Here is an 11,674-nt window from a genome sequence, read left to right as displayed (position 1 = left end):
CTGGTGTTACTGGTGGTCTGGCTGCTCAATCTGAACAGGCCGTTCTGCCCTGTTGGCAGACTGAAGCCGGGCAGTGCCAGCGGGTTGACTTGCTGTTGAGCCAAATCCGGAGGCAGTTGCGCATTCAGGTGAACATAGGGAACCACCAGATCATGTTCAACGCGTGTTCCGGGCGCTGTTTTTGCGATGCCGGAAAACACAGTGTTGGCCTGCAGCGTACCGTTCTTGACGGTGCCGGTTGCGTTGACTGCAAGAGCCTGGCCCGCCTGAACCACCGACGGTGTTCCGCCCGTACCGCTGAAGACGACGCCGCCTTTGTAGTCATAGCCAAGAATCTTCTTGGGCACAACCACTGCCACTGCCGGGCCTATCCCAAAGTCCGGGTTCAACACGTCAGTGATCTGATCTGCCCTTGTAAGTTTGCGCGTTGACAGGGGTGCTTTTGGCGTGCGACCGCTTTCAACAATTTTATCAATGCCTTTTGAACCTTCAAACTACTGCAACAGGACAAATACCAAAGCGAGTAGAGATCACATAAGACTCAAGCCCGTTACACTCAGGAATAATCATCAATGACTTCCCCCCCTCAAACTTCAACACTAGAATCCCCCCATCTTCAAGCGAAGCACTTGTCACCTGGCAATTCAGATAATCGAAAAGTAATTCACTGGTAGTTACATCCTCACCGTGCCCCTCTTGCTTCCGTCCTTGAATTTCACTTGTAAAGGGGCAATGTATTAGCACCGTCGCACCACTTCCGAATACTAAAATTTGCGAGCCAATCCCAACTGTTACACCTGTAAGCACTGTTGAATCCAGCTCTGCCAAATCGGCTTCATTAATCATAATTCACTCCCATCGCTCAGGCGGCACAGTATTTGGCGGTAATGGCACATGTGTATTTCCCCTTGTGCCAGTACCACCGGTTGCTGGGTTTATCGGCTGTCCATTTTTCACGGAAATCCAATAACCATTGTCTAACCCGGGAACAGGAGTCGAACCTGAAGGCATCAATCGAATATAAGTACTTCCGGGAGCACTTGGATCTGTGCCCGGCGGATAATAAATGGTGCTGCCAGAGGCTCTACCAGGGCGACTTACCCAACCCGATGGAATTACTGGCCCTTGAGGCGGATTGGTGAATGGCTGCAGCTTCGGCGGCACCTTTGGCCCCGAACCCGCGACCTCTGTCCCTTTTGCACCAGCAATCTCCTGCTCAGCCTTCACCAACTGCGCCAGATTACCGCCCGCCTTCGGCTTGAGTCCACCTCCATCGGGAAGGATCGTGTAAAACACGCCTTCTGGGCTGAGAGCCTCACGATTTCCAGTTCTCGTATTGAGAACCAGGCGGTAGCCTTCCGGCAGACTCTCCGGCTTGACCAACTGGGCGCCGGCGGAACTGTCTTCACCTAGTAGGAAGGAAGCGAAGCCTGTTCCGTAGCCTTTGCGCCAGCCGCTGCTGAACCGGGGGTAGCAACAGGCTCAACAATGGGAACATCCAAATCTCGCCCGCCCTTGCCGATCCCCGCAATACGTTCTTTGACATCACTCAGCTTCACCGTCGCAGCGACTCTCGCGAGGTCCTTGCTGGACATCACTTTCCCCATCTTGGCCATCTGCATCGACTGGGACGCACTGCCTCCACCGCCAGTGGCAATTGTGCTGATTACCGGGGCGGTGACCTCACCCATCTTCCTGCCCATCTCTTCGGCGTTGGCGTCACCACCCTGCTCAAGCGCGATGTTGATCTGCTTGATCTGACTCGCAAGCTGTTGCGCCACCTCTTCGCCGAGCTGTTTCCTGGTTTCTGGAGAGCCGGCGAACTCCATCACCGCATCGGAGCTGGCCGCTGCTTTTGCGAAATATACATCAGCAGCGCTAGAACTGTCAGATCCGCAGTAATCCGAATGCTAAATCTTCAGCGGCTCCCAAAGCACTCTTCTAATATAAGCCTTGGCTTCCTCTTCCGTTTCAAACTCCAAAACCTCGTACTCGTCATTTACTAGAATATCTCGCCAACAAACACCCTCATCTTCAAAGGCACTTGTTAACTCACGAACTAACTCCTCTTTTTTCCGGCTAGAGTTTACGCTCCCAACATATATGCTTACTGCCATTCCTTCTGAAAACCCAAAATCAGAAGAAAAGACCGTCTTGAGCATATGCCGAATATTTTCGTACATCAAACCCCTCCAACTCAAACTACTTCAATGGAGCCGGGAATATTGTAATAGTTTCCCAAACCCCTTTGGACGTTAGCCCCAAAGCAAAACGCCCATTACAGAAATCTGCTACAAGAAGCCAACTCAAAATACTCCCTTCAATGTTGTATTCATTTTTTTCAACCCATGAAACATCTAGTTATCGAGTTCCATCAATAATTTTTCTTTCACTTCATCTATCAGCTAGATATCCCAGGGGTATGGGTAACATCCACGCCATGGCTGCTCATAAAGGACTTGAACTGCTCACGAAGTTCGGGAGTCCAGTTCATCCCATAATGTCCGCTCCATTCATATGTCCGGAGGACTCCATTTCCTTCCAGATCCCGCCGCCGACGATAGCGTCAGATGACGGGATTTTTTCCAGCATCTAATACCCCTTCATGCCCAAATTGATTCCGTCCCACGATGAATCGTTGGCTAGCCGGTTCGTAAATAAAGTCAATCGGTTTGAATTACTCAACCCTTGTACAGTTTTAGAAGATGAATATGCATCACTGACTTACAAGAAGCCCTTGGCCGGACCACTTCCACTTGTTGCAGCTTTTGCACCAGATAAATGCGGCCTTTTCCACTTTTTTAGGCTCAGCAGGCTTTTATGCCTAATCCGACAGGGTGTAAGAAACATCTCCCGAGTCGCGCCAAACTCCATTCGCAAAGCTTATCGGCCGCTGTGGATAACATACCAACACCCCTTCGACGAACTGACGAAACGACAAGTCAAGTCGCGTTATCCAACGCATATTGTCGATTTCCAATAATCGCCAGTTGTCTCCACTGTCGAAACCGAAAGCAGTCCCGGTGCTATCCCAGCCGAACAGCCACACCTCGCCCTTAGCACCCGATTCATAGGGTCCGTCTTTATAAAACCCATCATCACCGAAGTAGTCTGCCGCGGGACATAATGTGGGTTGAATCGTCAAAAGCGACAGCGCGCAGTCGTCCTCCTTTATCTCACCATGCCCCCGCTCCTGCATAAAAGCAAAGTACTCATCGGGAGCCGCGGGCCACTGCTGTCGCATCCCACTCACGTCAACGGAAGAAACAGGGTCCAGCCGCTCTAATAGCACGCTTGCAAGTGCATTGAATGCCTCTAATTTTTCGTACATGGTCATGGTCGCCTCGGAGGGTTCTGCGGAAATGCTGTAGTTGTTGGACTTGCTGGGGCATGAACGCCACCTTGGTGAGCACTTCCAACCGGCACCGGATGCAAATTCCACCATTGGTTAGGTCCACCATACTGCTGTGGTATCACATGGTGCGCTTGGAAATCCACACCACTCTCCGTCTTGGGCCATGTCAAACCAGTATTCAACTCCCACTCACGCTTGAGATTATTTCGCTGGCTATTGTATTCCCGCTGTAAGGCTTGATAGTCGCTTCTGGACGCGACATAAGTGTGATCCACCTGACGCAACTCCTCTGCGAGTTGCGTGCGCTGGGTAGAGGGCATCGGCACACCTGAATGGTTCTCGACGTCCCGGACCACAGCGCGAGCGTCACTCGAGATACTCGTCCATCCTGATGTGGATGTTGGTGTAAAACTCGCATCATTAGCCGCAGCTTTACCAGTACCTACAACTCCAGTTTCTCCAGAAACCGAACCGGATGGAGTTGCTTTTGCACCAGCAATCTCCTGCTCAGCCTTCACCAACTGCGCCAGATTACCGCCCGCCTTCGGCTTGAGTCCACCTCCATCGGGAAGGATCCTGTAAAACACGCCTTCTGGGCTGAGAGCCTCACGATTTCCAGTTCTCGTATTGAGAACCAGGCGGTAGCCGTCCGGTAGACTCTCCGGTCTGACCAACTGGGCCCCTGCGGAACTGTCTTCACGATAGTAGGACGGGAGCGAAGCCTGTTCCGTAGCCTTCGCGCCAGCCGCTGCTGCACCGGGGGTAGCAACAGGCTCAACAACCGGAACATCCAAATCGCGACCAACCTTAACTATCCCCGCAATACGCTCTTTGACATCACTCAGCTTCACCGTCGCAGCGACTCTCGCGAGGTCCTTGCTGGACATCACGATCCCCATCTTGGCCATCTGCATCGACTGGGACGCACTGCCTCCACCGCCAGTGGCAATCGTGCTGATTACCAGGGCGGTGACCTCACCCATCTTCCTGCCCATCTCTTCGGCGTTGGCGTCACCAACCCTGCTCAAGCGCGATGTTGATCTCGTTAATCTGAGCTGCAAGTATCTGAGCCGCCTGTTCGCCCAGCTGTAGCTGGGCCTGAGGGGAGCTGGCGAACTCCATGACCGCGTCGAAACTGGCCACTGGATCACGCAACATGCCCACGGCACTATTCAGCGTATCCAGACCGATGCCAGCCATCCCATCCGTGAAGCCCTTCGCGACGCCCGAACCGGTCAAAACGTTCTGGCGCATCGAGGTCTGTTGCCACTTGGCCCAGACCTGAAGCTTCTCCTTAGCCGTCTCGGCAGCCTCAAGCTCCTTGTTGTATTGCACCTCTTGCTGGGTGGCCAGCCAGTTATTGTCCACGTTCGCGATCGCGGCATTGCTCGCCGTCGCGGCTGTAGACGGACTGCTCATCGCTCCGATCCCGGTCACCAGGCTGGCGATGATGTTGCGTTCCGCCTCACGTTCCGAGTCGCTCTCCTCGGCGCTCGCCTCGCTGAACAGGCGCGTCAACACGCTCGACGCGGCCCCGCCCATTGCACCCGCCGAGCAACTTTGACCGCTCGCCGCCGCGCCTGCGCAACCTAGGATGGCGCGCAGGGCGGCATGTTCGCTGCTGCCTTCTTTCAGACCTTTTTTAACAAGGTTGCCGATGGCCTCCGAGCCTTGCTGCTGGACGTAGTTGACCAGCATGTTCTGAGCAAACTGACTGGCACCACCGCTGACGTTTCCGGAGATATGGGCGCTTTGCGTGGGGTTGGCCATATGGATTATTCAGCAGGTTGGTCGGGCAGGGTGTCGATCAGGTCAGCCGGTAGATCTTCGGGCAGCGTTCGGGAAGATGGCGACGACGCGAGCAGCAAAACACGCAGTGGCATTAGCGGCGTCAATGTAACGATCATCAACGAGGCCGGACAGCAGGCTTTGACAGGTAAGAGTGCTACGCAGACCGTTGCGGGCATCAATACCGATGTGTCCAGCGATCGAGATGGCACGAACAAGCTCAAGCCGATTTTCGACGCCAAGGAGATTCAGACCAACTTCGAGATCACCAGCAAGTTCGTTCAAAACGCTAGCGTTTTCCTGGAAGACAAGATCAGGGAAGTCGACCAGAAAAACGCCAAAGCCGAAAAAGAACTGGCAGCCTCTTACGACCCTGCGCGGTCTTTGGAAGACCGACAGATCAGTCGTGACAACTACCTAGCGCTCAAGGAAGACGCCCGGGAAACTTCTGACAGCTGGGGTGCCGGTGGTACCTATCGCCAGATCACCACCGCACTGGTCGCCGGAACCCAGCAGCAACACGTCCGAGAAAAAGGGCCAATCATGCGCGCCCTCTCCATCCCGTTCGCCTTCATCGGCCTGCTGCTGGGCTCGCTGTTCATCAGCGTGCTGATTGAATGGATCGGTCTTTGTTTCTACTGGCGAGAACAGGGATGGCACCATGCGCGGGACATGCTCAACAACGAACTGCAATGGATCGCGAATGGCTTTGCGCAAAGTCTGGTGGTGGACAATCCGGGCAGAACGGCCAAGGTCGTCATCGATGTCGCGTATGCGTGGATGTTCGAAAAGACTGGGCTTATCGAATGGATCAACTACTCGGCAGCACAATCGCGGATCAATAGCAGCCAGACTCAAGGTGCTCACCAATACCTTGGAATGATGTACGTCGCGCTTGAGGATTACGGGTTGGCGGCGGTCTATACCGTGCTGACGTTTCTGACGCGGTTGGTGATTCTCACGCTGTTGGTGCCGCTGTTTCTGATGGCTGCGTTCACTGGAGCGGTGGACGGGCTGGTAAGGCGGGATCTGCGCAGGTTCGGTGCTGGGCGGGAGTCGGGGTTTGTTTATCACCGGGCGAAGATGCTGGTTGTGCCGGTCGGCGTGGCGCCTTGGGTGATCTATCTGGCGTTGCCGGTGAGTGTGGAGTCCGGTGTTAATACTGCTGGCTTGTGCGGTGGTTTTGGGTGGAGTGGTGAGTGTGACGGTGGGGAGTTTCAAGAAGTATCTTTAAACGGCCATCCCAAGCTCTCGGACGAAAATAAATTTCTTGGTAGAGCGCTTACATCTCAGTAGCAGTTGGCGCAAGCTTCAGAGCTACGTTCGATTCACTCCACGCCCGCGCCGGCGCACTATTTCATACACGATCTGCGATCACAGCTTACGAATACAGACAACGTCATAGCACTTCCACAAACCACCGCTTCATGAAACTTGAACACTAAACCTCATCATGAGAAAAAACGCAACGCTCCCAAACCACCAACTCCCCACTAATTCTTCTGAAATCTGAAGAACATATACTATATCCCAACTTCCTGAACCCATCCCAAGATCGGATCTGAGCTAATAAATCTTAACCACGCTGATAATGCCGCCTCAAATGAATCAATACAGACCATCTCAAAAAACGCTTCATCATAAAGCGAGTAAACTTTGACCATTTCGTCGGAGAGCTCGCCCCCCCCAAACATCCCGACTCCAATCAACCAAGCATCCCGGAGACTCCTTGGCGTGTCGTATTCGACTCAATCCCTCCATTAACCAAGGCACTGAATCCAAAAAATCCCGCCCCCCGTCGTCAGTCAAAAGGCACACCAGCGGGCTAACTCCGCCCTCGTTGATGAGGAATGCACTATCTTCTTGGCTGCCATACTTCTGAAGCGCTCGGCCCATCCGAGGGAACTCACCTGATCATCCGCGGAATCCAACATCTTACCGAACCTCACAAACCATGAATGGCTTTTTCCTGCCAACTAACTGCCTTTAGCGCCTACTCAGGAATGATTTGCAACTCACTCCATAGTGGTTTCAACCCTAGACTTTCCATATAAGTTCCATAGTCGACAAAACCCTTAACACCAATGTCTTCGGATAGAAACCATGAGGCCTCGCACTCTTGACATACGAACAATAAAGTGTCATCAGCTACAACTCTAGCCTTAACAATATCTCCCTGCTCACATCTTGGACACAACATATAAAATTCCTCTATTTAACAGGATAGGCGGTAATAACCAGATTGGTCCCGGGCCGAACAATAATTTTAATACTCGTTTCTCCCGAAGTACCAATCGCTCGACCCATCGGCACTACATATGCACCCGGATCACCTACTACGGGACTACCTTTTTTGAGCCACGCTTCATCAACAGCGCCCAAAATTTCTTTTCTGTCCATACTAAAAACGCTATGCGTTGTCTTGGCCGGATTCGGCTCCGCATGCTCTAAAACATGCAAAACTCTGTTTCCTTGAACCGATCCTTGTCCATAGTCTAGACCAGCTGGAGTCGTCCAAGTCCGGGTAACCTTGTCAAACGTTAGCTCTACTGCACCACCTGTTACTTCGGCACCTACGCCATCCTGATTCATAACCCCCGGCGCAGGCAATTGCGTCACAGGATTCGAATAGTCATTCGGCCCCTGATCAGCAATTTGGCTACCACCCGCATAAGCAGGAACTGACGGCTGCGATCCCGCAGCATACCCTCCGCTCGCCGGATTGGCACCTTGAGCTTCTACAATCGGGTTGATCAACCTGCTGTTTTCATCGTCGAGCAGGTGAACCGGGAAGGTTGTGTTAAACAGGAACTTCCAGATGTCTACAGAAATTGCGACCTGATCCTGTAGTGACTTCCCTGACTCCGCGGCCGAAGTAGCGACAGCATTGGCCGCCGCTTGCACACGCTCTTGGCCTTCAGGACTGGCTGCGGTCGTGGTAAGAGCAGCGGCCAGTGCTGCGGCAGCGCCTGCGGCAAGTGGGAAAACAGCTACAAAGTTCTGGCCCCCAGCATCATTACGCTTATTCAAGCTATAAAGCAGCGTCAGTAGCTGATATGCCTGGTCGCTGTCCTGCCCAGCGATAGCAGTGATACGATCAACAAGCGGATCCATGTCGCTGCTCACCGGCTTTCCGACAATGCCCGAGAGGATCTTTTCTACAACGGCTGCGCGATCGCTTTCGTCTTTGCGTGAAAGCGTTCGACGGATTTCTCGTGCGACGAGGTATCGGTTCGCATTGCCGGTAGCATCTGCCGATCCGCCCCGCGCTGTGATATATCCGGTCAACAAAAACGCATCGACCAGTTTTTCAAATGCTTCCTGACTGTTTTCTCCGTAACGCTCAACGTTCTCCTGCCATTGTTGTAATGCAGCTTTAGGGTTGGCGACGGCTTTTAGCGATGAGTCTGTGACATACAAATCCGTCCTATGCTCATCATCCCGAGTGATTTCGTAAGCCTTGGCAACATCCCGGTTCAGGCCTGAAGAAGAGTCCTGGCCCGTCGTGGCATCGTCCCGAACCACAATGTCCCCTGCACCGACCGTAGCGCGCACGATCTGCTGACGATCCTTCTCGTAATTCCAGCCTTCGACACTCCAGCCATTTTCATCTTTTCCGCCTTTGCCCACCTGGCTTGAGTCCTGAGCACCGCCCGAACCATACGTACCACCGACATTGAGATAGTAACCATGCTCTTTGTCGTTACCGGCAATGTCGCTGAAACCTAGCGAGCCAGTATCCAGCTTCAAGTTACCGTTGTCAGACGCGATCACTGCACCGTCTAGCTGGGTGTGCTTCTCCGTGCGAATGTCCACCGAGCTTTTGCCATTAATGGTGGTCTGCTGCTCGATCCAGTTGGTTGAACCGTCGGTTTTGCCGAAGCCTACTGAGCCGCTGGCGCTAACACCCAAGCCGACGGCCACGGTCGCGCTGAGGTCAAACTCGCTGCCTTTGACTTTCCCTGTGTCCGGCAGCGAGGTGACGTTCAGATCTCGACCTACACGCCCGGCAACTTGATCACCTCGCAGGCTGGCACCAGCAATGTTGGTGTCCTGCCCGCTCGAAAAGCCCAGTCGATTGCCGGCATACAGGTACGCTTCCTGCTGCTGCTCGGCTTTGCGGTCCAGGTCCCCCTTGCCAATATTGACACTGGCGTAGACACCCACTCCTTCGGAACCGAAGGTCAGACCGACTTCTCCGCCACCGTTTTTACGGGTGTTTTCGGTAGAGCTGTTGTTTTGAGCGGCCTTGATGTTGAGGTCGTTGCCAGCCTTGACATCAATATCTCTAGTCGCTTGAACCTGAGTGCCGATCAGGCTCAGATCATTACGGGCCTCCAGATTGACGTCGCGTCCTGCCTGCAACGCGCTGGCAGTGGACGACTGTTGCCTGCTGTCGCCACTGGCAATGCCGTTGCTGCCACCGACACCCAGTTTGAAGCCGCCACTGGTCCCGCCATGGATGCCGCCCCAGCTTTGCCTTTCCCGGGTTTCTTGGGTGAGCTGGGTTTTCGCCGCATCGAGAGTGACATCACGACCTGTAACATTGATGTCCCGTCCAGCCTGCATTTGGCTGCCGCTAATCAATACGTCGTTACCTGCTGAGATGTTGACATCGTTGCCAGCGGACAGCGTGGAAGCCCTATTATTCTGCTCGACCACTTGCTCGGTCGTGCTTTGTTTGCTGTTGCCAAACTTGCCGTCAAATGTCGCGCCGGATGTGAATTGCGATACGCTGTCAACGGCTTTTAGAGTGCTGGATCCCTTACTGACGTTATCATCGCCCTTGCCTGCCCCGCTCACCGCATCTTTGGTGCGGCCATAGTTATGGTTGATGCTCAGGCTGAGGCCATTACGCTCGCTTTCGCGGATCTGCTCTTGAAGCAGTGTTTCGCGAGCGGCGTCGATTTTGATATTTCGCCCAGCAGTCAGATTGAGATCGTTTGCGGCTTCGAGGTCCGAACCTACCTGGTTGATATCTCGCTTAGCGTTGACAGCAACATTTTCCCCGGCGCTGATACGACTGGCTGCCGCTGTTTGCTGCTCAAGGCGGTCGGTTCCCGCCTCGCGCTCTACTCCTGCGAAGAATGTCACGCCGTTTGCGTTGGATGAGATGCCGATGCCGCTCTGTTTATTCTTTTCCCAGCTGCGATCCGATTGCGCGTTTTCAGCCGCGAGCACGTTGACGTCCCGCCCCGCATTCAAACTCACGTTTCTTCCGGCGTTCACACTGCTGCCGCTGACGTTGACATCGCGTTGCGCTTCCAGAGCTGCGTCACGCGTAGCATTCACTTGACTGCCTACGCTGGTACTACTCTGCGCCTCACGCCCAGCCTCCTTGGCAGACGACACCGAAAGAAAGCCGCCCGAAACGGATAACCCAGTCTTCTTCTTGTACTGCTCGCTGTGGCTATAGGCCTGATCGTTGGCGGACACCAGATTGAGGTCGCCATCGCTGTCCACCAACCCAGCTCGCAGCTCGACGTCATTTCCCGCTCCGATTTCACTCGCACGCAGCCTGATGTCTTTACCGGACGCCACAACCACGTCGTTTCCAGCCTGCAAGTCGCTGGCCACCTGGGTAGCGCTAGTCTTCAGATTGCTCTTACCGCTCTTGGAAATCCCCATGAAACCCGATTTGGTCTTTTTGCTATAGGCGCCGTGCTCCTCAACGCCTGAAAGCACCGCAACATCATTCGTGGCACTTAGCACCAGATCATTACCGGCAGTAAGGTGGCTGCCAATGATGCTCACATCGCGACCACCGTTAATGTTGACGCTGCCATCCGCATCTTTGCTGGCATTAACCGTCAGATCGCCACCCGCAGCTATCACCGAAGCGATATTGGTGCTGTCGTAGCTTTCCTGCTGCTTGCTACTGCTTCTTCCAAAGGAACCCTTGCTCTTCTTGGCGTAGAAATACGAACTCTCGTCTTTGGCTGAAGAGATCGTCATATCCTGCGCAGCGTCAAGGCCTATGTTGCCCGTGGCGGTGATGCGACTAGCGACAACGGCCAGGTCCTGACCCGCATTGAGGGAAATATCCCCGCCTGCCGTCATATCCGTCGAAACCTGTCGAATGTTGTCCTTCTGAACAGTGACTTTTTTGCTCTTGGATAAGTAGTGGTACTCATCCGCGGCCGAGCTGATGGTCAGGTTTTCATTGGCACTGGCGGCGATGTCACGTTTGGCGGAGATCTGGCTGGCGATGGCGTTGACGTCGCGCGCTGCGTTGATTTTGAGGTCGCGGCCGGACGCTACGTTGGCCGCCAGTTGCGTCACGGTTGTGGTGTGACGATCACTGCTGACGGTCTCGGCAGAGAGGAGATTTACGTCGCGGTCGGCATCGATCGCGGTATCCCGGCCACTTTGCAGTACCCCGGCGATGACGTTGACATCGCGGCCTGCGGACAAGGCCATGTCATTACCGGCTTCGATGCGGGCAGCGTTGTCGGCGTAGTCAGTTCGGCCCACGGCCCTACCGCTGGTATTCATCGCAGTAGTGACGGATCGTTCATTGATCACATCGCC

Annotated in this window: 7 protein-coding genes and 2 pseudogenes; 1 reads left to right on the top strand and 8 read right to left on the bottom strand. The window is 54.1% G+C overall.

What is annotated here, in order from left to right:
- The 7 genes and pseudogenes from EGJ27_RS25450 to EGJ27_RS24540 form a co-directional block, all read right to left on the bottom strand.
- Positions 1 to 128: pseudogene (locus EGJ27_RS25450) on the bottom strand (hypothetical protein); the annotation flags it as partial.
- Between the two features lie 361 nt (positions 129 to 489).
- Positions 490 to 846, bottom strand: a complete 357-nt coding sequence (locus EGJ27_RS24570; protein ID WP_125833341.1) for a hypothetical protein — start codon at positions 844 to 846, stop codon at positions 490 to 492.
- A 563-nt stretch (positions 847 to 1,409) separates the two neighbouring features.
- A complete protein-coding gene (locus EGJ27_RS24560; protein WP_125833340.1) occupies positions 1,410 to 1,829 on the bottom strand; it encodes a hypothetical protein in 420 nt (139 codons plus the stop codon).
- Positions 1,830 to 1,910: 81 nt separating this feature from the next.
- Complete coding sequence (locus EGJ27_RS24555) at positions 1,911 to 2,183, bottom strand: hypothetical protein (protein WP_177523098.1); 273 nt, start codon at positions 2,181 to 2,183, stop codon at positions 1,911 to 1,913.
- 641 nt (positions 2,184 to 2,824) lie between these two features.
- Complete coding sequence (locus EGJ27_RS24550; protein WP_125833338.1) at positions 2,825 to 3,337, bottom strand: hypothetical protein; 513 nt, start codon at positions 3,335 to 3,337, stop codon at positions 2,825 to 2,827.
- Positions 3,334 to 4,338: an HNH endonuclease gene (locus EGJ27_RS24545; protein ID WP_125833337.1), complete on the bottom strand. Its 1,005-nt coding sequence runs from the start codon at positions 4,336 to 4,338 to the stop codon at positions 3,334 to 3,336. Before EGJ27_RS24545 ends, EGJ27_RS24550 begins: the two co-directional genes overlap by 4 nt.
- Positions 4,339 to 4,366: 28 nt before the next feature.
- Complete coding sequence (locus EGJ27_RS24540) at positions 4,367 to 5,125, bottom strand: DUF637 domain-containing protein (RefSeq protein WP_125833336.1); 759 nt, start codon at positions 5,123 to 5,125, stop codon at positions 4,367 to 4,369.
- A 561-nt stretch (positions 5,126 to 5,686) separates the two neighbouring features.
- Here EGJ27_RS24540 and EGJ27_RS24535 point away from each other — a divergent pair.
- Positions 5,687 to 6,377 (top strand): annotated as a pseudogene (locus tag EGJ27_RS24535) (TIGR03747 family integrating conjugative element membrane protein).
- A 977-nt stretch (positions 6,378 to 7,354) separates the two neighbouring features.
- Here EGJ27_RS24535 and EGJ27_RS24520 read toward each other — a convergent pair.
- Positions 7,355 to 11,674, bottom strand: a 4,320-nt coding sequence (locus tag EGJ27_RS24520) for a hemagglutinin repeat-containing protein (RefSeq protein ID WP_125833334.1), incomplete at its 5' end; no start/stop codon positions are given.

This window comes from Pseudomonas sp. v388 (assembly GCF_003935425.1).
GTDB lineage: Bacteria > Pseudomonadota > Gammaproteobacteria > Pseudomonadales > Pseudomonadaceae > Aquipseudomonas.
This window is presented reverse-complemented; position numbering and strand designations above follow the sequence as displayed.